The 21,108-nt window shown below is 64.3% G+C and carries 18 protein-coding genes and 1 pseudogene; 7 read left to right on the top strand and 12 right to left on the bottom strand.

Going from position 1 to position 21,108, the window contains the following annotated elements; genetic code table 11:
• Positions 1-150: 150 nt before the first annotated feature.
• The 6 genes from pstS to BLV07_RS11795 all read right to left on the bottom strand — a co-directional run bounded on the left by pstS (position 151) and on the right by BLV07_RS11795 (position 5,847).
• Entirely contained in the window at positions 151-1,164 is a 1,014-nt protein-coding gene (gene pstS / locus BLV07_RS11815) for a phosphate ABC transporter substrate-binding protein PstS (protein ID WP_091885397.1), read from the bottom strand.
• Between the two features lie 144 nt (positions 1,165-1,308).
• Positions 1,309-2,607, bottom strand: a complete 1,299-nt coding sequence (locus BLV07_RS11810) for an ATP-binding protein (protein ID WP_091884939.1) — start codon at positions 2,605-2,607, stop codon at positions 1,309-1,311.
• 33 nt (positions 2,608-2,640) lie between these two features.
• Positions 2,641-3,696: a putative bifunctional lysylphosphatidylglycerol flippase/synthetase gene (locus BLV07_RS11805; RefSeq protein ID WP_091884934.1), complete on the bottom strand. Its 1,056-nt coding sequence runs from the start codon at positions 3,694-3,696 to the stop codon at positions 2,641-2,643.
• The gene (locus BLV07_RS46080; RefSeq protein WP_128955835.1) at positions 3,697-4,008 is read right to left on the bottom strand and encodes a hypothetical protein; all 312 of its coding nucleotides are present in this window, start codon (positions 4,006-4,008) and stop codon (positions 3,697-3,699) included.
• A gap of 139 nt (positions 4,009-4,147) precedes the next feature.
• Positions 4,148-4,450, bottom strand: a complete 303-nt coding sequence (locus BLV07_RS11800; RefSeq protein WP_176945480.1) for a hypothetical protein — start codon at positions 4,448-4,450, stop codon at positions 4,148-4,150.
• Between the two features lie 2 nt (positions 4,451-4,452).
• Positions 4,453-5,847 carry an OmpA family protein gene (locus tag BLV07_RS11795; protein ID WP_091884926.1) on the bottom strand — a complete coding sequence of 465 codons (1,395 nt, stop codon included), beginning with the start codon at positions 5,845-5,847 and terminating at the stop codon, positions 4,453-4,455.
• A gap of 166 nt (positions 5,848-6,013) precedes the next feature.
• Between BLV07_RS11795 and BLV07_RS11790 the strand changes: the two genes are divergently transcribed.
• Positions 6,014-7,072, top strand: a complete 1,059-nt coding sequence (locus BLV07_RS11790) for a polysaccharide deacetylase family protein (protein ID WP_091884922.1) — start codon at positions 6,014-6,016, stop codon at positions 7,070-7,072.
• 250 nt (positions 7,073-7,322) lie between these two features.
• The gene (locus BLV07_RS11785; protein WP_091884917.1) at positions 7,323-8,135 is read left to right on the top strand and encodes an SDR family oxidoreductase; all 813 of its coding nucleotides are present in this window, start codon (positions 7,323-7,325) and stop codon (positions 8,133-8,135) included.
• Positions 8,136-8,348: 213 nt separating this feature from the next.
• On the opposite strand, the gene boxB is transcribed toward BLV07_RS11785, so the two are convergent.
• The 4 genes from boxB to BLV07_RS11765 form a co-directional block, all read right to left on the bottom strand.
• Positions 8,349-9,800 (bottom strand): benzoyl-CoA 2,3-epoxidase subunit BoxB, encoded by a 1,452-nt coding sequence (boxB, locus tag BLV07_RS11780; RefSeq protein ID WP_091884914.1) that lies wholly within the window; start codon positions 9,798-9,800, stop codon positions 8,349-8,351.
• Between the two features lie 152 nt (positions 9,801-9,952).
• Complete coding sequence (gene boxC, locus BLV07_RS11775; RefSeq protein ID WP_091884911.1) at positions 9,953-11,641, bottom strand: 2,3-epoxybenzoyl-CoA dihydrolase; 1,689 nt, start codon at positions 11,639-11,641, stop codon at positions 9,953-9,955.
• A 193-nt stretch (positions 11,642-11,834) separates the two neighbouring features.
• Positions 11,835-12,653, bottom strand: coding sequence for an alpha/beta fold hydrolase (locus tag BLV07_RS11770; protein ID WP_091884908.1), 819 nt, complete (start codon positions 12,651-12,653; stop codon positions 11,835-11,837).
• Positions 12,654-12,896: 243 nt separating this feature from the next.
• Complete coding sequence (locus BLV07_RS11765; protein ID WP_091885394.1) at positions 12,897-14,438, bottom strand: benzoate-CoA ligase family protein; 1,542 nt, start codon at positions 14,436-14,438, stop codon at positions 12,897-12,899.
• A 121-nt stretch (positions 14,439-14,559) separates the two neighbouring features.
• On the opposite strand from BLV07_RS11765, the gene BLV07_RS11760 reads away from it, so the two are divergent.
• Together BLV07_RS11760 and BLV07_RS11755 are read left to right on the top strand one after the other, a co-directional pair.
• Positions 14,560-15,468 carry a helix-turn-helix transcriptional regulator gene (locus BLV07_RS11760; protein WP_091884905.1) on the top strand — a complete coding sequence of 303 codons (909 nt, stop codon included), beginning with the start codon at positions 14,560-14,562 and terminating at the stop codon, positions 15,466-15,468.
• Positions 15,469-15,470: 2 nt separating this feature from the next.
• Positions 15,471-15,867 (top strand): annotated as a pseudogene (locus tag BLV07_RS11755) (group II truncated hemoglobin).
• 52 nt (positions 15,868-15,919) lie between these two features.
• Here BLV07_RS11755 and BLV07_RS11750 read toward each other — a convergent pair.
• Positions 15,920-16,252 carry a PRC-barrel domain-containing protein gene (locus tag BLV07_RS11750; RefSeq protein WP_091884901.1) on the bottom strand — a complete coding sequence of 111 codons (333 nt, stop codon included), beginning with the start codon at positions 16,250-16,252 and terminating at the stop codon, positions 15,920-15,922.
• 67 nt (positions 16,253-16,319) lie between these two features.
• A complete protein-coding gene (locus BLV07_RS11745; protein ID WP_091884898.1) occupies positions 16,320-17,105 on the bottom strand; it encodes an IclR family transcriptional regulator domain-containing protein in 786 nt (261 codons plus the stop codon).
• A gap of 110 nt (positions 17,106-17,215) precedes the next feature.
• Between BLV07_RS11745 and BLV07_RS11740 the strand changes: the two genes are divergently transcribed.
• The 3 genes from BLV07_RS11740 (at position 17,216) to BLV07_RS11725 (ending at position 21,042) form a co-directional block, all read left to right on the top strand.
• On the top strand, positions 17,216-18,574 hold the full coding sequence (locus BLV07_RS11740) for an aromatic ring-hydroxylating dioxygenase subunit alpha (protein WP_091884894.1): 1,359 nt from the start codon (positions 17,216-17,218) through the stop codon (positions 18,572-18,574).
• 255 nt (positions 18,575-18,829) lie between these two features.
• Positions 18,830-20,290 (top strand): glutamine synthetase family protein, encoded by a 1,461-nt coding sequence (locus BLV07_RS11735; RefSeq protein WP_091884891.1) that lies wholly within the window; start codon positions 18,830-18,832, stop codon positions 20,288-20,290.
• A gap of 377 nt (positions 20,291-20,667) precedes the next feature.
• A complete protein-coding gene (locus tag BLV07_RS11725; protein WP_244551072.1) occupies positions 20,668-21,042 on the top strand; it encodes a hypothetical protein in 375 nt (124 codons plus the stop codon).
• The last annotated feature ends 66 nt before the right edge of the window (positions 21,043-21,108 follow it).

The raw sequence follows: 21,108 nt of genomic DNA, 5'->3' as shown, positions 1-21,108 counted from the left end.
GTACCCGTTCTCTATACGCTTGTTGCCGGAGTTGTGCCCCGGATGCGGCGCGAGCTGCGAAGCGGTGCGACGCTGATCCGGGGCCCGGTTCTTGTGGGTCCCGGGCTGCGCAGCAGCGTTTCACGCTGCAGCGCGTCCGGGACATTCGCTTCAGCTCTTGATCTCGGCAGCCCAGGTCTTCTCGATCAGCTGGACGACGCTGTCCGGCATCGGGATGTAGTCAAGCTCTTCAGCCGCCTTGCCGCCGTTCTTGAAGGCCCAGCGGAAGAACTTGATGGCTTCCTGGGAGGCGGCCTTGTCCGTCGCAGACTTGTGCATCAGGATGAAGGTCGCCGCCGTGATCGGCCAGGACTTGTCGCCGGGCTGGTCGGTCAGGATGACGTAATAGCCGGGAGCCTTGGCCCAGTCGGCGTTGGAGGCGGCGGCCTGGAAGGCCTCGACGGTCGGCTGCACCGGCTTGCCGGCCTTGTTGACGAGACCGGTGTAGGTCAGCTTGTTCTGCTTGGCATAGGCGTACTCGACATAGCCGATCGAGTTCTTGGTCTGGCTGATGTTGCCCGACACGCCTTCGTTGCCCTTGGCGCCGACGCCGACCGGCCACTCGACCGCGGTACCCTCACCGACCTTGCTTTTCCAGTCCGCGCTGGCCTTGGAGAGGTAGTTGGTGAAGTTGAAGGTGGTGCCCGAACCGTCCGAACGGCGGACTACGGTGATCGCCTCCGCGGGCAGCTTCACGTTCGGATTGAGCTTCTTGATCGCGGCGTCGTCCCACTTGGTGATCTTGCCGAGATAGATGTTGGCCAGCGTCTCGCCGTCGAACACCAGTTCGCCGGGCTTCACGCCCTCGAGGTTGACGACGGGGACGATGGCGCCCATCACCATCGGCCACTGGACGAGGCCATCCTTCTCGAGTTGCTCGGCCTTGAGCGGCGCGTCGCTGGCGCCGAAGGTCACGGTCTTGGCCTGGATCTGCTTGATGCCGCCGCCCGAGCCGATCGATTGGTAGTTCAGACCGTTGCCGGTCTCCTTCTTGTAGGCGTCAGCCCACTTCGAATAGATCGGGAACGGGAATGTCGCACCGGCACCCGTGATGTCGGCTGCAAACGCCGCCGTCGTCGATGCGGCGACCAAGCCGGCAGCGACGATAGTTTTGAGGAAATTCATGCTGGTCTCCATACAGGGGAGCGAAGCGCCATCCGCGCCCGATCGCGCTCCCCGCGCCGCCCCTTTAGGAGCGGTCGGCTGTGCTTTTACGAAGGTTTCGTGACAGCTGGATGACACCCTCAAGCGATTGGAATCGCTCGATTTTCACATCGATGCCGGAGGCCTGGCCTGGGGAAAACAAGCGGTAAAAGTGGCGCCCTGTTTGGGTACGCTTTCGATCAGGAGCCGGCCGCGATGACGGTTAAGAATATGTTTCACCAGCGATAATCCGAGCCCGGTTCCACCCTGCGAGCGGCTGTCGCCGACATCGACCCGGTAGAAGCGCTCGGTCAGCCGGGGGAGGTGCTCCGGCGCGATGCCAGGGCCGAAATCGCGGACCATGACGCGGATTTCCTGAGCTCCATCAGTGGCCGCGCTTGACGTCAGCGACACGATGACGCGTCCGCCCGAGGCGCCGTATTTGAGCGCGTTCTCGATCAGGTTCTCGAACAGGCGGAGCAGCTCCTCGCGGTCGCCTGCGATCATCACGGGCGCTTCTGGCAGATGGGTCTCGACATCGACCTGGCGTTCCCGCGCCAGCGGCTCGAGCCCGTCGGCGACCTGGAGGATGATCGGCAAGAGGTCGACCAGGGTGTCGGGGCGGACATGGGCCGACAGTTCGACCCGCGACAGCGACAGCAAATCGTCGATCAGGCGCGCCATGCGGGTGGCCTGATTGTGCATGATGCCGAGGAAGCGCTCGCGCGCCTTGGGATCGTCCTTGGCCTGGCCCTGGAGCGTGTCGATGAAGCCCGACAGCGCGGCAAGCGGGGTGCGCAGCTCGTGGCTGGCATTGGCGACGAAGTCGGCCCGCATCTCCTCGACCCGGCGCAGCGGCGTCTGGTCGTGGAAAGTCATCAGCATGCATTTGTCGGCGCCACCGAAGGTGGTCGGCACCGGCACCGGCGTGATCATGAGCTCCATCCAGCGATCGACCGGGACATGGTCGAGATAGGTCGCGCGCCGCGGCTCGGTAGTCGCGATCGCCTCGCGCAACGCCGTGATGATCTCCGGCGAGCGCAGCGCGAACTGGGCGAGCTCGTTCCTGCGCAGCGCCGGTGCAAGCTGGGCGGCGGCGGCATTGAGATGGATGACGCGGCCGGCGCGGTCGAGCAGCACCGCAGGATCCGGCATGCCGGCGACGACGGCAGCCACCGCCGCGCTCTCGACCGGGTTGATGCGCCTGACATCGTCGCGCGAGGCTGTGGGATCGTGCAGGCGCCAGGGGATCAGCGCCGCGGCTGCGATGCAGAGGAAAACGATCGCGGCATGCAGCGCCGACAATTCGCCGAGCGAGACCACCACCGACAACGCCAGCGCCGCCGCGATCAGGATGATAGTCGAGTGCCGCAGCCGATCGGACCAGGGCTGGGTGTTGGGAGAAGATGGGGCATCGATCGCCATCGGGGAGGGCTTCTCCTTAAAGGCTTGCGCCGGTCAGGCGCCGCTGTCGCTGCGCTCTCTCACATAAGCGGCCTCATGCGCCGGGCCGGGATCGAGCTTGAGCGCCGCCTGCTGCAAGCGCTTCGAACGTGCGCCGATGATAACTTCGCGAAACGTCAGCAAGATTACAGATAGAACGAAGGGGGACAAATAATAGAGGACGCGGAACAGGAGCATCCCGCCCAGGAGCTCCTCGCGGTCCATCTGCCAGAGGCCGACCAGCATGGCGGCATCGAACACGCCAAGACCTCCGGGCGAATGGCTGGCAAAGCCGAGCAGTGTCGCCGAGACGAAGATCACCGCGACCACGACGAAGCCGAGGTTGGGCTCGTCCGGGACCAGCACGTACATCGCGAGCGCGCAGAAACCGAGATCGACGATGCCGATCGCGATCTGGAGCAGCGTCAGCGGGCCGCCCGGCAGCACCACGGTCCAGGGCCCGCGGCCGACCACGCGCGGCTGGGTCCAGACCCAGACCACATAGGCAACCAGCCCCACGATGATCATCATCGCCAGCGCCCGGTTCAGCCAGGGCGGCAGCTGGTCGATCGCGGCGGCGGCCTCCGGATGGTAGGAGATGCCGAGGCCGAGCACGGCGGCATTGCCGAGCCAGAAGGTCAGGCCGGCGAGAAAGCAGATTTTTGCGACGTCGATCGCGTTCAGCCCATAGGCCGAATAGATGCGGTAGCGCACGGCGCCGCCGGTGAAGACGCTGGCGCCGACATTGTGGCCGATCGAATAGCTGGTGAAGGCGGCGAGCGCGTTGATCCGGTAGGGCACGTGGGAATGCCCGATCGCGCGCGTGGCGAACAGGTCGTAGAAGGTCAGGGTGAAATAGCCCGCAGCCACGAACAGCGCCGCCATCGCAATCTGGCTCGGCTCGGTGCTCTTGATCGCCTCGAGAACCTCGTTGCGATCGATGCCGCGGAGCATGTGGTAGAGCACATAGCAAGCGATGCCGATGACCGCGACGCTGATCACAACTCCAAGCTTATGCAGGATTTGCTTCTGGCGCAGAAACGTCGTCGCCCTGCGTATGGCTTCCAGCATCTAGACCTCGAACAACGCTTCAGCGGCCAGGTTGGCCGGCAGACAGGCGGACGACGCACCGGCACTCAACGACCCCTCGCCGCCGGCTTCGGCATCGCGCATGCCCCCTGCCCTTCCACTAGCGCGTTTTCGGGCGAAGTGGAATTCGCCAATTCGAACAAAAACACGTGCCTTCAATATTTTAGGCAGGGTTGCGGGCTCCTGATGCACGGTTTGGCGCTTTCGGCGGCAAGGCTTGACGCGAATCTCCTTGGCAATCCTGCGCAGACGCCATGAAGTTTTGATGATTTCAACCGCACAATGTTCCGTCACGGCTTAAGCCGACGTCAATCTATGGGGCGCGCCGGCCTGTTGAAAGGGGGCGTCGAAGCGGCCGGTCACGGATTTCTGATGCGCCGAAAGGCCGTGGCGGACGGGCACCCATGCCTGGGAGTGAGGGTGCACGGCAACATCACAGGGCAGCCGGCGGTGTGCTTCGCGTGACCACCCGGTCGCGTAGCCATGCACCGATGGCGCAACCCACGAGATAGCACGCGAACATGATCAGGCCGAGGTCGAGCCAGTAGCCGAAACGACCGGGGACCACATGTGACAACGAAGCTGCGACCAGACCCGCGGCGAGCGCGGCGAGCCACCGCGCGGTCACCTTCGAGGTGCCGTTGCCGCGCTGGACCACCGAGATCCAGCCCATGCAAAAGCCCAGCAGCAGCGAGCCGATCAGCCAACCCATATGGAACGAGACGAGGTAGGGCATCGTCACCTCACCAGAAATTCGATGCGGCGGTTCTGCGCCTTGCCCTCGTCGGTGTCGTTGCCGGCGAGGGGCTGCGTGCTGCCGTGGCCGACCGCAGTGAAGCGGCTGGCGGGCAGGCCGGCCTTGACCAGATAATCGATCACCGCCTGGGCGCGCTTCTCCGAGAGAGCCTGGTTGAAGGAGTCCTCGCCGTCGGCATCGGTATGCCCGACGACCTCGATATTGGTGGTGGGGCAGCGCAGCGCCGTCTCGATCAGATGGTCGAGAATGCCGGCGGAATCCGGATCGATGTCGGCGCGCTTCGCCGCGAAGCGGATCTTGCCTTTGGCCAGGAGGTCCGAGAACAATTGCTGGCACACGGTGCCGTCGACGGGACCTGCCGCAGGCTTCACCGTGATCTCCGGCTTGTATTGCCAGTTCTTCGGAAAGTCCTTGCCGAGCCCTGCGCGGATGTCGTTGGCAGCACCCTCATAGAGCGCATCGCCCGACAGCTTCACCTCGCGATCCGAGACCACGAGTGTGCCGGTGGACAGCCGCGACAGCGCGCCGAGCGCTGCGACCACGGCGGTGTTGAAGGCGCCTGGCGCGCCGATGCTGGCCTTGAGATTGTCGACGACCTTCTCGTTGAAGAGCTTTCGTGAAGCGCTGGTCGCGATCGCGGCGTGGATGGTGTTGTCGGGGACGTAGCCGGTCAGCGTCACCGTCGCGGCCACCGGATCCTTGTAGGCCTGGAAGATGTAGGGCGGCGCCTTGACGTCGTTGGCGGCGATCGAAAAACCCTCGGGCAGGTTCTTCAGCGCGGCCGCAATCGCCTCGCGACCGCCGAGCTCGCGCGCCATGCCCGACAGATTGACTTTGGTGTCTGTGATCGTGATCTTGCCGTCCTTGAGCTTGCCGATCTGGTCGAGCAGCAACGTCGCGGCGGCCTCGAACCGTGGCGGCGCACCGCGCGCCAGACCCATCTGATCGGTCACCTCGACGCCGGCGACTTCCTTGCGCGCCGCCTCGGTCAGCCGCGCCCGCATCGAGGGCAGCGGCGCGGAGCCCGACAGGGTCACCCGCACCACGTCACGTTCGGCATTCCAGACGAAGGGTTTGGCCTCGGGAACAAGGCGGGTCCGGTCGTCGACCAGCCGCACGCCGGGCACGGTTTCGACCGCCATCACGGCGTCGCGGCGACCCTCCTCGGAGAAGGCATCCGCGGCCAGGCTGACGTCGCGGCCGTCGACCGCGATCCGGGTCTTGTCCAGAACGGTATCCTTCAGCGCCGCCGAGCTGCGGGCCGCCAGGTCCGCCTCGACCGGCAAGGTATTATTCCAGTCCGCAAATCCCCACATGACGGCCAGGGGGATCAGCCCCGGCCACCATTTGCTGGCCCACCTGAAAAGCTTCTGCATTCGACGACCCGAACTCTGGAACCGGAGACAAAACAAACCCTTGGCGGGCTGTCAAACCGGAAATGGTGCCCTTGTGGAGGCCCTGCGTGGACAACCGGAATAACTTTTTCTTCAAGGGTCCTTCCGTAAGTTGTGGGCGGAATGCCCGGGGGTCCGCCAGCCTGCAATGAAACAACTCCGCAACAACGTCATCCGCGCCGGGCTGGAAGCGCTCTATTTCAGCGGGGCGCACCATCTGTTGCGCCCGTTGCTGTCGGGCGTCGGTGCCATTTTCATGCTGCATCACGTGCGGCCGGCCCGTAAGGCTGCGTTCCAGCCGAACCGGCATCTCGAAGTCACCCCCGATTTCCTGCGCGCCACGCTGTGCCATTTGCGCTCACGCGACATCGACATCGTCGGCATGGACGAGCTGCATGAGCGGCTGGCGCAGGGCCGGTTCGCCCGCCGGTTCGCCGCCTTCACGCTCGACGACGGCTATCGCGACAATCTGGACTATGCGCTGCCGGTGCTGCGCGAATTTGACGCGCCTTTGGCGGTCTATGTCGCAAGCGATTTTGCCGAGGGCAATGGACGTCTGTGGTGGATTGCGCTGGAGGCAGTGATCGCCAAAGCCGAGCACATTGACGTCAGAATCGGCCATTCCAAGCTGCGGCTCGATGCGACGACGCCCGCTGCCAAGCAGGCGGCGTTCGACCGCTTGCACGACTGGCTGCGCGCGCTACCGGGCGAGCACGACCTCAAGCGCGAGATCGAAGCGCTGTGCACGAATTATGGCGTCGACATGGAAGCGCTGTGCCGCAGCCTCTGTCTGTCATGGGACGAGGTGAAGAGGTTGGCCGCTGATCCCCTGGTCACGATCGGCGCGCACAGCATCAGCCATAGCAATCTCGCCAAACAGGCGGCGGAGATCGCCACGCAGGAAATGGCGATGAGCCGCGCACGGATCGAGCAGGCGCTGGAGCGCCCCGTGCTGCATTTCGCCTATCCCTATGGCGACCGCGAAGCGGCGGGCGAGCGCGAATTCGCGCTCGCTGCGGCAGCCGGGTTCAAGACCGCAGTGACGACGCGGCCCGGCATGCTGTTCGCCGACAACGCCGGCCACATGACCGCGCTGCCGCGCGTCTCGCTCAACGGCAACTACCAGGCCACGCGAATCTTGCCCGTGCTGACCTCGGGCGCCGCGACCGCGATGTGGAACGGTTTTCGCAGGATTGCGGCGGCGTAGCATCAACCTGTCATCGTCGTCCCGGCGAAGGCCGGGACCCATACCGCGTGATCCATCGATTGCGATGGGTAGAAATGCCGAACGACGAATCTTCGCCAAACTGCTCCCTGGGGTTATGGGTCCCGGCCTTCGCCGGGACGACACCCAGTCTGTGGGACCGCTGTCGCGCCGCACTCTCACCGGCTTTCGTCCATTCCTTGACTCCCCTCCTCGCCCCGCTCACAACCGGTGGCAACCCAAGGGAGGCACCATGTTCAACGATCTGTTCTCGCTCAAAGGCCGCGTTGCGCTCGTGACCGGCGGCTCGCGTGGCATCGGCAAGATGATCGCGGCGGGATTTCTCAGCGCCGGTGCCGCAAAGGTCTACATCACTGCGCGCAAGGCGGGGCCGTGCGAGGAGACCGCCAAGGAGCTCACCGCGCGATATGACGGCGAATGCATCGCACTGCCGATCGACATCTCGACGGTTGCCGGCGCCGAGCTGCTGGCCAGCGAATTTGGGAAGCGCGAGCCGAAGCTCGACATCCTCGTCAACAATGCCGGCGCGGCCTGGGGCGCGGCGTTCGACGAATTCCCCGAAAGCGGCTGGGACAAGGTGATGAATCTGAATGTGAAGGCGCCGTTCTTCCTGACCAAGGCACTGGCCGGCCCCTTGCGCGCGGCAGCCTCCGCCGAGCGACCGGCGAAGGTGATCAACATCGCCTCGATCGACGGCATCTTCGTCAATCCGATGGAGACCTATTCCTATGCCGCGAGCAAGGCCGGGCTGATCCACCTGACCCGGCGCATGGCGGTGAAGTTGATCTCCGACCATGTCGTGGTCACCGCGATCGCGCCGGGCCCGTTCCAGTCCGACATGAACCGCGCCGCGCGCGATCATGGCGACGAGGTCGCAACGCGCGTGCCCGCGGGGCGCATCGGCACCGACGAGGACATGGCGGGCGCCGCGATCTATCTCGCCTCGCGCGCGGGGGATTACGTGGTGGGCGCGACCATCGCGGTCGATGGCGGCATCGTCTATGCGAATCCGGGGATCAAGGGGAGCGGATGGGATAGCGAGTAGGATTGATTGGTACTCCGCTCTCACCCCATACTCAGTGTCATGCCCCGCCACCGGGTCTCGCCTCTGGCGAGCCCGATGACAGGCTCCGGCGGGGCATCCAGTACGCCGCGGCGGATCGGCTCAATCACTGCTGCCTCGGAGTACTGGATCACCCGCTTTCGCGGGTGATGACAGCATTCGTGTGGCGCAGTCGTCGCGCCTCGCGAGCAGCCCCTACGACTCGATCTTCACATACTCGAAATCGCCGGGCTTGTTGTCGATGCCGACCTTCGGCGGCGAGATCCAGGAGGCGAACTTGCCGGTTTCGGTGACGGGCTGCATCAGGGAGGTGATGAAGTCGCCGTCGCTCGTCGACGGCAGCCACTCGTCCTTGCGCTTCGCCCAGGTGGCCTCGTCGATCAAAATGCCGTCGGGCGTGGCGTGGATATCCTTGAACTCGCCGATGTGGCGGTGGAAGGCGACGTTGGGCAGGGTCAGCTTGTAGTCGTACCCCGCGGTCGAGATCACCTTGTTCCAGCGCAGCATGCCCTTGACACAGTCCTGGCTGTAATCGTCACGCAGGCGCATGTTGAGCGCGGTCAGCGCCGGCTCGTCGACCAGCTTGATCTCGCCGTTAATGAACTTCAGTACCGGATAGGTGGCGTTCTTGAGCTGGTGATCATCCTCGATCTGGGTCTCGTGGTAGCGGCCCTTGATGCCGGCATTGAAGGCATTGGCCGCGTTGGTCGAGACCTCAGAGCCGAACAGGTCGAGCGACAGCGTGTAGTGCAGGTTCAGCTTCTTCTGGATGGTCGGCAGGTCGATCACGCCGAGCGCGCGGACTTTTGCGATGTCGGTGGGGTCGGTGATGCCGGCTTCGCGCATCGCATCGCAAGTGCGCTGCACGACGCGAGTGATGCCGGTCTCACCGACGAACATGTGATGTGCTTCTTCCGTCAGCATGAAGCGGCAGGTGCGCGAGAGCGGATCAAAGCCGGACTGCGCGAGTGAGTGCAGCTGCATCTTGCCGTCGCGGTCGGTGAAATAGGTGAACATGAAGAAGGACAGCCAGTCCGGCGTCGCCTCGTTGAAGGCGCCCAGCATGCGCGGCGCGTCTGCATCGCCGGAGCGGCGGCGCAAGAGATCATCGGCTTCCTCGCGGCCGTCGCGACCAAAGTACTTCTGAAGCAGATAGACCATCGCCCAGAGGTGACGGCCTTCCTCGACATTGACCTGGAACAGATTGCGCATGTCGTAGAGCGAGGGCGCGGTCTTGCCGAGATGGCGCTGCTGCTCGACCGAGGCGGGCTCGGTGTCACCCTGGATCACGATGAGGCGGCGCAGCATGGCGCGGTGCTCGCCCGGGACTTCCTGCCAGGCCGGCTCACCATAATGCTCGCCGAAAGGAACGACGCGATTTTCTTCCTGAGGAGCAAGGAGGATGCCCCAACGATATTCGGGCATGCGGACGTAGTCGAACTTGGCCCAGCCGCGCGGATCGACGGAGTAGGCGGTGCGCAAATACACCAGCGATTCCTGGAAGCCCTCCGGCCCCATGTCGCTCCACCAGTCCATGTAGCCGGGGTGCCAGCCTTCCAGCGCTTTGAGCACCTGGCGGTCTTCGGCGAGATTCACATTGTTCGGAATCTTGGTCGAGTAGTCGACGTTCATGATGTTCATGTTCATGGCCGTGCTCCTTGCGATTTCGTTCCGTCATGCCCGGCCTTTGTGCCGGGCATCCACGTTCTTGCTTCCTTGAGCCAGGGACGTGGATGGCCGGGACATTTGTGCGAAGACGCGCTTCGCGCTTTTGCCCGGCCATGACGCAGTGAATGTCGTTACACCCGTGTCATATCGAATTTCGGCTTCTGACCGCTGCCGTAGCGGCGCAGTGCGCCTTCCTCGCCGACCGCGTTCGGGCGCTGGAAGATCCAGTTCTGCCAGGCCGTCAGGCGCGCGAAGATCTTCGATTCCATCGTCTCGGGGCCGACGAAGCGCAGGCTCGCTTCCATGCCGGTGAGGCTGTCGGGCGAGAAGCTGGCGCGCTCCTCCAGGAAGACGCGGACTTCATCATCCCAGTCAATGTCGTCGAGCGCGAAGGTGACGAGGCCGAGCTCTTCCGCCTGCTCGGCGTCGAGCGCGGTGCCGAGCGTCGCCTCCGCGCGCTCCACGTCGGACGGATCGGCCTGGAAGCGCGATTGAAGCCGCGTCAGGCCGTGGCTCATCGGATACGGGCCGAAATTCATCGCGGACAGTTCGATCGATGGCGGCGGGCGGTTGTCGCCCTGGCGCGTGCCGATCAGCATGTAGGAGCGGTCGGCGGCGAACACGAGCTCGGCGAGCGTGCCGGCAAAGCAGGAGCCGGGCTCGACCAGCGTCACCAGCGTGCGCGAGGTGACGTCGATGCGCTTGAGGACTCGCTTCCAGTAGTGCCTGATTTCGTTGACCAGCCAGTGCGCCTTGTTGGCTTCGAGGAAGGCGTCGCTGGCAAGCACGTGGGCGCGGTCGCCATGGCTCTTGAACACCAGCATGGCGATCTCGAGCTCGTTGATGCGCAAGTGCAGGACAGCGTCATCCAGCTCGCGCGCGAGCTGGAGCGGCCAGAACGAAGCCCCTTGCGCCATCATGCCGTCGATGTCGGCCGGCGGCGCCGCTTCCGGCGCCTTGATCGAAATGGTGGCGATGCGCGCTGTGCGATCGATATCGACCGTGACGAAGCCATAGCGGATGCTGGTCTCGTCGATCAGGCGCTTGAGCGGCGTCAGCGCGATGCCCTTGCCGCTGCCCTTGCGCTTCGAGGCGGCCGCGAATTCCTTGGCGCGCTCGTTGATCTTGGCCTCGAGCTTCGAGTTCGGCGCGATCTCGTCGACGAGGCGCCATTGCACGGCGCGCTTGCCTTTCACGCCCTCCTCGATGGTGCAGAAGAAATCGGCGTGGTCGCGGCGCACTTTTCGCTTGTCGACGACGCGTGTCAGCCCGCCGGTGCCGGGCAGCACCGCGAGCAGCGGCACTTCGGGCAGCGCAACAGCGGACGAGCCGTCATCGGCGAGGATGATGTGGTCGGTCGCGAGCGCGAGCTCATAGCCGCCGCCGGCCGCCGAGCCGTTCACCACGGTGATGAAGCGCTGGCCGGAATTCTCCGAAGAATCCTCCATGCCGTTACGGGTCTCGTTGGTGAATTTGCAGAAATTGACCTTGTGGGCGTGGGTGGAGCCGGCGAGCATGCGGATGTTGGCGCCGGCGCAGAACACGCGGTTTTTGGCCGAGCGCATCACGACGACCTTCACCTCGGGATGCTCGAAGCGCAGCCGCTGGAGCGCATCCGCGAGCTCGATGTCGACACCGAGATCGTAGGAATTGAGCTTGAGCAGATAGCCCTCGAACAGGCCGCCATTCTCGTCGACGTCCATGGTCAGCGTCGCGACGTCGCCATCGACCGCGAGCTTCCAATGCCGGTAGCGGGACGGATCAGTCTGGAAATCGATGAATGTCGCGCCGCCTGCGAGGCGCCGATCTTCCCCGGCCATGGGTCACACCCCTGAGCTTGATTATGCATTTTCGCCGTAGCGTTAGATGCACAATAGTGCATCTTTTTGGGTGTGTCTAGCCCTTAACGACCATCGCATGCACTTTGTTTCATGACGGGAGCCCAAGGCCGCGCTGATTTGCGAGCCCGCTCCGGTCTGGGCGGGTCTTGGACTTGTCACACCGTTGCCGCCATCATGCGGCGCGTCCTTGCAGTCCCTGATCGTCGCGCAGGGCCGCTGTCGCAAATTGCCCAATCGCCTCAAGCGTCGCCGCCGGCGCCTCACGATGCGGGGAATGGCCCGCGCCTGGAATGATTTTCAGATCGACCGGGCAGTAGCACTCCTGCTGCGCAATCTCGACCTGACGCAGGGTGCCATATTGGTCGTCCATGCCCTGCAGGACCATGACGGGAACGCGGATGTAGGCGAGAAATTCCGAGATGTCCCAGTCGCGGAATTTCGGATCGAGCCAGGCGTCGTTCCAGCCGTAGAAGGCATTGTCGACATCCTGATGCCAGCGCGCGAGCTTTGCCTTGAGGTCCGTGGACTCGTAGGCGGTCTTGATCGCAGAGATCGATTTCACCGAGATGTCCTCGACGATGAAATGCGGCGCGATCAGCACGAGACCGCTGAGGCGATGATCCTGATGCGCGCCGGCATAGATCGTCGCGATCGAGGCGCCGTCGGAATGGCCGAGCAGGAGGCCGCGCTTGAAGGAGATCGCGTCGAGCAGCTTCGGCAGCACGTCCAGCGCCTCGCGCTGCATGTAATCGAGCGGTCGCGGCAGCGTCACCTTGCTCGACTGGCCGTAGCCTGCGCGCGAATAGACGAAGATGCCGGCGCCTGTGGCTTGCTGAAGCTTGTCCGGGAAGTCGCCCCACTGCCCGACCGAGCCGAGACCTTCATGCAGCATGACGATGGTGGGCGCGTCTGCAGCTTGCGGCGCGAGCCATTTGTATTCGAGGCTGGCGCCAGCGATGCTGAGGAAGCCGGTGGGGGTGAGGTTGATCATTGTCGAATTCCCATTCCTAGCCACTGCCGAGATGCCCACCCTCCCCTGGAGGGGGAGGATCGATTCACAGCGAGCGTAGCGAGATGTGAAGCGGGGTGGGGTGACAGTCTGTCCACGGATGCGGTGCCCGCGTGGAGAGATCACCCCACCCCGCTTCGCATTGCGCTTTGCTCCATGCGAAGCGACCCTCCCCCTCCAGGGGAGGGTAAGGCGCGGCGAGTGCGGTGCGCTCAGCACCCAGCATCAATGCGCCCCTTCCCGCAGCTTGAACCGCTGGATCTTCCCGGTCGCCGTCTTCGGCAGCGAGTCCACCACATCGATCCAGCGCGGATATTTCCACGGGCCGATCTTCTGCTTGACGTGCTCCTTCAGCATCTCCTGAAGATCGTTCGTCGTTGCGCCGGGGCGCAGCACGACAAAGGCCTTCGGCTTCAGCAGGCCTTCAGGATCGGCTTCCGGCACGACGGCGGCTTCCAGCACGGCGGGATGCGTGATCAACGCGCTCTCGACCTCGAAGGGCGAGACCCAGATGCCGGAGACCTTGAACATGTCGTCGGCGCGGCCGCAAAAGGTGTAGCGGCCCTCGGCATCCCTGACATATTTGTCGCCGGTCCGTGTCCACGGTCCCTCGAAGGTGCGACGGCTCTTGTGGCGCTGATTCCAATAGCCCTCGCCGGCGGAGGGGGCATCGACCAGGAGTTCACCGACCTCGCCATCAGCCACATCCTGGCCGGCCTCGTTGACGAGCCGCACCGCATAGCCGGGCACCGGCTTGCCCGAGGAGCCATACTTGATGTCGCCGGGCGCGTTCGACAGGAAGATGTGGAGCAACTCAGTCGAGCCGACACCGTCGAGAATGTCGACACCGAAGCGTGCCTTCCAGCTGTTGCCGACGGACTCCGGCAGCGCCTCGCCGGCCGAGGTGCAGATGCGCAGCGCCTTGCCGCCGCGCTCATTCTTCATGGTCTCGTCGTTGAGCATGGCCGCGAACAATGTCGGCACGCCGTAGAAGATCGAGGGGTTGTAACGGTTCATCAGGTCGAACATGCGTGCCGGTGTCGGCCGCTCGCTGTTCAGGATCACCGTGGCGCCGACCGACATCGGGAAGGTCAGCGCATTGCCGAGGCCATAGGCGAAGAACAGCTTTGCGGCGGACAGGCAGACGTCGTTCTCGCGGATGCCGAGCACCTGTTTTGCGTAGGTGTCCGCGGTCGCCTGCAAGTTCGAATGCAGATGGCGCACGCCCTTGGGCATGCCGGTCGAGCCCGAGGAATAGAGCCAAAACGCCGGCTCGTCGGGATGCGTCGCGGCGGTGGTGAACTGATCGTTCTCGCCGGCGATCTCCTCGGCGAGCTGCTTGTGGCCATTCTGCTTGACGCCGGAGACCACGACATGCTCGAGATCGGGCATGCGGCCGACGACGTCCTTGATGACGGGATAGAGCGCCTCGGACACGAACAGCACGCGCGCGCGGCAGTCGGCGAGGATGTAGGCGTATTGGTCCGCGGTCAGCAGCGTGTTGAGCGGCACCGGCACGATGCCGGCGCGGATCGCGCCGAGGAATACGATCGGGAAATCGACCGTATCAAGCATGATCATCGCCACGCGCTCCTCGCGGCGAACGCCGAGCCGGCGCAGCATATTGGCGGCGCGGCGGCTCTCATGCTGGAGCTCGCCATAGGTGAGCCGCGAGACAGTATCGTCGAAGACGATCTTGTTGGCCCTGCCCTCCTCGACGTTGCGGTCGAGCAGCCAGGTCACCGCATTGTAGGATCCCTCGCTCACGGACGCCTCCCCGAATTTAGAATTATAATTCATAGAAAGACACCACAGCGGCTTGCTGTCAATGCCAGCAGGCACTATGTTTCATTAAAACGCGCCGCAGGACATCCGCTAAAGAAGCCTCATGACCGACAGTCCCGACGCCGAATCCCGATTTCTCGAACAGCTCGGCCAGCGCGTGCGCACCATGCGCGCGCTGCGCGGCATGTCGCGCAAAGTGCTCGCCAAGGTATCGGGAATTTCGGAGCGCTACATCGCGCAGCTCGAGAGCGGCAAGGGCAATGTCTCGATCGTGCTGCTCCGCCGCGTCTCCGATGCGATGGGCGCACATCTCGAAGACCTGCTTCCTAGCGCCGATCCGACGCCGGACTGGCAGATGTTTCGCGATCTGTTGCGCAAGGCGACACCAGCGCAGATCGCGCAGGCCAAGGATCTGCTCGCCGGCGGCAGCGCGTCCGCGCCGCGGCGCGCGCCGTTCTGCGGCATTGCGCTGATCGGCCTGCGCGGCGCCGGCAAATCCACGCTCGGTCGGATGCTGGCGAAGAGGATCGGCTGGAGTTTTGTCGAGCTCAACAAGGAGATCGAGCAGCAGAACGGTCTCTCGGTCGCCGAGATCATCGCGCTGTACGGCCAGGAAGGCTTTCGCCGCATGGAGCAGGCGGCGCTGCAGCAGCTGCTCGCGCGCAACGAGCTGATGGTGCTGGCGACCGGCGGCGGCATCGTCTCTGAGCCCCTGACCTTCGACCAGATCCTGACCTCGTTCTACACGATCTGGCTGAAGGCCGAGCCCGAAGAGCACATGGCCCGCGTCCGCCGCCAAGGTGATCTGCGTCCGATGGCCGATGATCGCTCCGCAATGGCCGAGCTGCGCAACATCCTCTTGAGCCGCGAGCCACTGTATTCGCGCGCGACGGCGGTGGTGGATACCGCCGGCCTCTCCGTCGATGCCGCGTCCGCACGGCTGATCGATGCGGTGCGCCCAGTGCTGCAGAACGAAGCGCGCAGTTTTGGATTGCGCAGTGTGGCGCTGTAAGGATGACCGACAGCGACGTCGCAGTTTCCATGTTCGAGCGGATCGGCGGCAGTGCCACTGCTCGAGCTTCTGGTCGATCGCTTCTACCAGCGCATGGACACGCTGCCGGAGGCGAAAATCATCCGCGCGATGCATGCGGACGACCTCGGCCTGATCAGGGACATGCTGAAGCGCTATCTCACCGAATGGACCGGCGGCCCGCGGCTTTACTCTGTCGAGAAAGGCCATCCGCGGTTGCGACAGCGCCACATCGGTTTTTCCATCGGCGATGCCGAGCGCGACGCGTGGATGGCCTGCATGCGCGGCGCGCTGGAGGAGACGGTGACGGATCGTGCCGCGCGGCAGGATCTCGATAAGGCGCTGTCCGGCCTCGCCGACTGGATGCGCAACCGGAATTGATCGGAGCGTGGAGCTCCCGACCTTTAGCCCGCACGCAGCAGCTGCGACGCCGCTAGATCGACCAGTAATGCGGATGCGGATAGGGCCGCGAGCGGTCGCCCCAATCGAACGCGTCGCCGTCGAACTCGCATGGGCCGCTGCTGAGATCGTCCAGCGTCAACTCGATCTGGAACGCCTGGCGGCTTGGATCGTATTTCAGCGCGCTCCACTGGAGAGGATAGTGGTTGCGGGTGCCGAGCAGCCCGCCGGTCTTGATCACGGCATAGGCGACCATTCCGCTCATCTTGTCGAGCATCAGTCGCTCGATCGTGCCGAGCTTCGTGCCGTCGCGTCCGTAGACGGCGACGTGCTCCACGCGATCACTGGGAACCATGGTATGGTGCATGGCGGCCTCCCTGGTCTCTTGTGCTCACGCCCATTATAGCACCGGTTTCGAGGCGGCGGGAATGCAGCTACAGCAGTTGCGAACGCACCGCCTCCGCGCCGTCGCGCAGCAGCGGCAGGAAGCGATCGAGCAGTTCCTGAGCGGGCACGCGGTCGACATGGGCGCCCATGTTGATGGCGGCAACGATCACGCCGTCATAACGGCGGACGGGGACTGAGATCGAGCGGAAATGCGGCTCCGCTTCGCGGTCAACCAGCGAGTAGCCCTGTGCGCGGTCGGCGCTGATGCGCGCCAGCAGCGCCTTCGGATCGGTTTCGGTCTGCGGCGTCAGCGCCTGGCGGTTCATCGCATTCAGGCGCGCGGCGAGATCGGCATCGTCGAATTGGCCGAGCATGGCGCGGCCAACCGAGGTGCAGAAGGCCGGCAGCCGGTAACCGATCTCCAATCCGCCGGAAAACACCCGCGTCGGACCGCCGCGGGCGATAAACACGACGTCATCGCCATCGAGCACCGCCAGCGAAGAGATTTCCTGCGCCGCGATTGCGATGCGATCGAGCACGGGCTGCAGCACGCCAATGATCTGACTCGAGCGCAAATAGGATGCGGCCAATGTCAGCACATGCGGCGTCAGCGAGAACAGCTTGCCATCGCCGGCGACGTAACCGCCGCGCTGCAGCGTGAACAGCATGCGCCGCGCCGTGGCGCGCGGCAGATCGGCCGCACGGGCGAGATCGCTCAGCGTCATCGGGCCGGCCGTAGCGCCGAAGCACTGCAGCAGCCGCAGACCGCGATCGAGGCTCTCGACGAAATCCGTCGCGCGCTCGTCGCTCTCGCTGCGCTTCAACTTAGGCATGGCTTCGGGACAATCCTGCAAAATAGTGCTTGCTGCCGCTCCAAGGCATGGCATAATTCGCCCATTCGTTCAATAGGCGAACAAACGCCCTCCACAAGGATGCACGCGCCATGATGAGCCAGGAGCAGAACGACCTGATCACCCGCACCGGTCCGAAGGATCCTTGCGGCAAGCTGATGCGGAGCTATTGGCAGCCGGCGGCGCTGGTGGACGAGCTGGAGGGTGCGCGGCCGATCCGTCCCGTAAAACTGCTCGGCGAGAGCCTAGTGCTGTTCCGCGACGAGCAAGGGCGTTACGGCCTGATCGATCGCCACTGCGCGCATCGCGGCGCCGACCTCGCCTTCGGGCGGCTCGAACATGGCGGCCTGCGCTGCGCCTTCCATGGCTGGCTGTTCGACGCCACCGGCCAGTGCATCGAGACGCCGGCCGAGCCGAAGGACTCAAAACTCTGCCAGAACATCCGCCAGCGCTCCTATCCCGTGGTGGAGAAGAGCGGCATCCTCTGGGCCTATCTCGGCGAGGGTGAGCCGCCGGCATTTCCCGAGATCGACTGCTTCATCGCGCCCGGCACGCACACCTTCGCCTTCAAGGGCCACATGGCGTGCAACTGGCTGCAGGCGCTGGAGGTCGGCATCGATCCCGCGCACGCCTCCTATCTGCACCGCTTCTTCGAGGATGAGGACACCTCCACCGCCTACGGCAAGCAATTCCGCGGTGCCTCGGCCGGCTCGGACCTGCCGATGACCAAAATCCTGCGCGAATACGACCGCCCGATCATCAATGTCGAGCATACCGAATACGGCCTCAGGCTGATCGCACTGCGCGAGATCGACGAGGAGCGCACTCATGTGCGCGTCACCAATCAGCTCTTCCCGCATGGCTTCGTCATCCCCATGAGCACGGAGATGACGATCACCCAGTGGCACGTGCCGGTCGACGACGAGAACTGCTATTGGTACGCGATCTTCACCAGCTACACCAACCCGGTGGACAAGACGAAGATGCGCGAGCAGCGGCTCGAGCTCTATGAACTGCCCGACTACAAATCGCGCAAGAACAGCAGCAACGATTACGGCTTCGATCCGCACGAACAGCAGACCGCGACCTACACCGGCATGGGCACCGACATCAACGTCCACGACCAGTGGGCGGTGGAATCGATGGGCGCGATCCAGGACCGCACCAAGGAGCATCTCGGTCAGAGCGACAAGGCGATCGTGCAATATCGCCGCCTGCTGCGGCAGCAGATCGAGAAGGTGTCGGGTGGCGAGAAGCCGATGCTGTTCCTGGACGAAGCCAACGCACGCAGCATCCAGGGACCGGCGACCATGGACGGCATCGGTCCGACGCGGGGCTGGGAGACCTATTGGATGGAGGTCGACGTCAAGCGCCGCCGCGGCGCGCCATGGACCGCGCCGGTGCCGAAGGACATTGCCGACAACGTGCATCGGCTGACGGCGGCGGAGTGACCTTAGTGCACCGAACCCGTAGGGTGGGCAAAGGCGCAAAGCGCCGTGCCCACCATGCTTTCTTTCAGACGATAGGCACGCGGTGGGCACGCTACGCTTTGCCCACCAACGTGATGGCCTATCCTCGTCATTGCGAGCGCAGCGAAGCAATCCAGAAATGCACCCGCGGAGAGAGACTCTGGATTGCTTCGCTACGCTCGCAATGACGGAGTATGTTGCAGCAGCTTCGCGTCGAACGACTAGAGGAGTGGAGAAGTGACTTTCGTCGCGCGTCATGGGCTGTGGTCGGATGAGCAGAGGGACGCGGCGACGCGCATGCGCCGCATCGTCGAGGAAAAGAACCTCGAGGTCATCCGCCTCGCCTTTCCCGACCAGCACGGCATTCTGCGCGGCAAGACCATCATCGCCGCCGAAGCTCTCGCGTCGCTGGAGAGCGGCTGCTCCATCACCACAACCATGCTCGCCAAGGACACCTCGCACCGCACGGTGTTTCCGGTGTTCACGTCAGGCGGCGGCTTCGGCATGAAGGAGATGGAGGGCGCGGCCGACGTGCTGATGGTAGCCGATCCCACCACGTTCCGCGTTTTGCCGTGGGCGCCGGCGACGGGCTGGGTGCTGTGCGATCTCTATTTCAACGACGGCCGTCCGGTGCCGTTCGCAACCCGCGGACTCTATCGCAAGGTGCTCGATGAGCTCGGCATGCGCGGCTACGATTTCGTTGCGGGCCTCGAGGTCGAATTCCACATCTTCAGGCTCGACGACCCGCATGTGCGCCCGGAAGACGCAGGCCAGCCCGGCACGCCGCCTTCGGTGAGCCTGCTCAGCCACGGCTATCAATACCTCACCGAGCAGCGCTTCGATCAGATGGAGCCGGTGCTGGAGATTTTGCGCCGCGACATCGTCGCGCTCGGATTGCCCTTGCGCTCGGTCGAGGTCGAGTTCGGGCCGAGCCAGTGCGAGTTCACCTTCGCGCCGAGGAAAGGACTCGAACCGGCCGACAACATGGTGCTATTCCGCTCCGCCGTGAAGCAGATCGCGCGCCGGCATGGCTATCACGCCACCTTCATGTGCCGGCCGAAACTGCCGAACGTGTTCGCGAGCGGCTGGCATCTGCACCAGTCGATCGTCTCGCGCACGACTGGCGAGAACCAGTTCATGGCCAAAGAAACGGCAAAGGAAGCGCCAACGGACGGCGGCGAGCCGCTCAGCGCCTTCGGCAAGGCGTATCTGGCCGGCCTGCTCGACCACGCCCGCGCCTCCACCGTGTTCACCACGCCCACCATCAACGGCTACAAGCGCTACCGCTCCTATTCGCTGGCGCCGGACCGCGCGATCTGGGGCCGCGACAATCGCGGCGTGATGATCCGCGTGCTCGGAGCGGCCGGCGATGCGGCGACGCGCCTGGAAAACCGCATCGGCGAGCCCGCCGCCAATCCCTATCTCTACATGGCCTCGCAGATTCTGTCGGGCCTCGACGGCGTCGACCGCAAGCTCGATCCGGGCTCCTCCGCCGATACCCCCTACGAGACCAAGGCGCCGCTCCTGCCGAAATCGCTGCGCGATGCGGTTTCCGCACTCAAGGACGATCCGTTCTTCCGCGAAAAGCTCGGGCCTGAATTCGTCGACTATTACACCCACATCAAGAACGCCGAGATCGATCGCTTCCTCGCCGAGGTGACCGACTGGGAGCACCGCGAATATTTCGAGGTGTTCTGATACGTGGGCGCCGTCGTTCCGGGATAGTGCGAAGCACCAGACCAGGAACTGCGAGATTCCGGGGGTTCGGTCCTGCGGACCGCCTCCTGAATGACGGCAGGTCGCGCTCACACCCGCGTGAGGCAGTTTCGTCCCGCCGGTTCCGACGACATCGCAAACCCGCCCCACGAAGCCATTTTCCAACAGCGGCGAAAATCCCCGGAAAGAATGCGGGCGCAGACTACTGCCCATGATGAACAATGGAGTTCGATCATGTTGAGTCAGTTGTTCAGTCTGATCTATCGCCTCTCCTGCCGGTCCACTCTGATCGAAATCGGCACCCACCGTCTGGCGCGTTAGCCCCCGGCCGGCGCGATCAGGTAAGACGGACTGACCAGATGACGGGGATTCCCATGCGCAAGCTGATCCTGATTGCCGCGATGTCGCTGCTGGCGACGCAAGTGCATGCCGGTGGGTCGCGGAGCCTGAGCTTGGCGGCAACAAATCCGAACCAGCAGGCAGCCGAGCAGCCGGCCCCGACGGCTGCAACGCAGGCTCCGGCAGCAACGCCGCCGACAAATATCCAAACCGCGACCACCACGCCGACGACTACGACCGCGCCGACCGCGCCCGCTCCGGTTGCCACAGCACCTGCACAGTCAGCCGCAGCATCGGTATCCAGCACGACCGAAGCGGCCAAGCCAAAGCGCCGCCAGCCCTCGGTCGAAGCGCGTGTGATCCGCGAATTGCATCGGCACGGGATTTATTGGTGAGAGCACCCGCCTTCTCCACCGTCATTGCGAGGAGCCCTTGCGACGAAGCAATCCAGACTGCCTCCT

The organism is Bradyrhizobium sp. Rc2d (assembly GCF_900099855.1).
Lineage (GTDB): Bacteria > Pseudomonadota > Alphaproteobacteria > Rhizobiales > Xanthobacteraceae > Bradyrhizobium.
Note: the sequence above shows the minus strand (reverse complement) of the source record. Positions and strands in the feature narration are given on the sequence as shown.

Coding starts and splice junctions, on each gene's coding strand:
- BLV07_RS11805 (WP_091884934.1), bottom strand. CDS start 3,696: ATGCTGGAAGCCATACGCAGGGCGACGACGTTTCTGCGCCAGAAGCAA.
- pstS (WP_091885397.1), bottom strand. CDS start 1,164: ATGAATTTCCTCAAAACTATCGTCGCTGCCGGCTTGGTCGCCGCATCG.
- BLV07_RS11745 (WP_091884898.1), bottom strand. CDS start 17,105: ATGCCTAAGTTGAAGCGCAGCGAGAGCGACGAGCGCGCGACGGATTTC.
- BLV07_RS11740 (WP_091884894.1), top strand. CDS start 17,216: ATGATGAGCCAGGAGCAGAACGACCTGATCACCCGCACCGGTCCGAAG.
- BLV07_RS11770 (WP_091884908.1), bottom strand. CDS start 12,653: ATGATCAACCTCACCCCCACCGGCTTCCTCAGCATCGCTGGCGCCAGC.
- BLV07_RS11725 (WP_244551072.1), top strand. CDS start 20,668: ATGACGGGGATTCCCATGCGCAAGCTGATCCTGATTGCCGCGATGTCG.
- BLV07_RS11760 (WP_091884905.1), top strand. CDS start 14,560: ATGACCGACAGTCCCGACGCCGAATCCCGATTTCTCGAACAGCTCGGC.
- boxC (WP_091884911.1), bottom strand. CDS start 11,641: ATGGCCGGGGAAGATCGGCGCCTCGCAGGCGGCGCGACATTCATCGAT.
- BLV07_RS11800 (WP_176945480.1), bottom strand. CDS start 4,450: ATGCCCTACCTCGTCTCGTTCCATATGGGTTGGCTGATCGGCTCGCTG.
- BLV07_RS11790 (WP_091884922.1), top strand. CDS start 6,014: ATGAAACAACTCCGCAACAACGTCATCCGCGCCGGGCTGGAAGCGCTC.
- boxB (WP_091884914.1), bottom strand. CDS start 9,800: ATGAACATGAACATCATGAACGTCGACTACTCGACCAAGATTCCGAAC.
- BLV07_RS11795 (WP_091884926.1), bottom strand. CDS start 5,847: ATGCAGAAGCTTTTCAGGTGGGCCAGCAAATGGTGGCCGGGGCTGATC.
- BLV07_RS11810 (WP_091884939.1), bottom strand. CDS start 2,607: ATGGCGATCGATGCCCCATCTTCTCCCAACACCCAGCCCTGGTCCGAT.
- BLV07_RS11750 (WP_091884901.1), bottom strand. CDS start 16,252: ATGCACCATACCATGGTTCCCAGTGATCGCGTGGAGCACGTCGCCGTC.
- BLV07_RS11785 (WP_091884917.1), top strand. CDS start 7,323: ATGTTCAACGATCTGTTCTCGCTCAAAGGCCGCGTTGCGCTCGTGACC.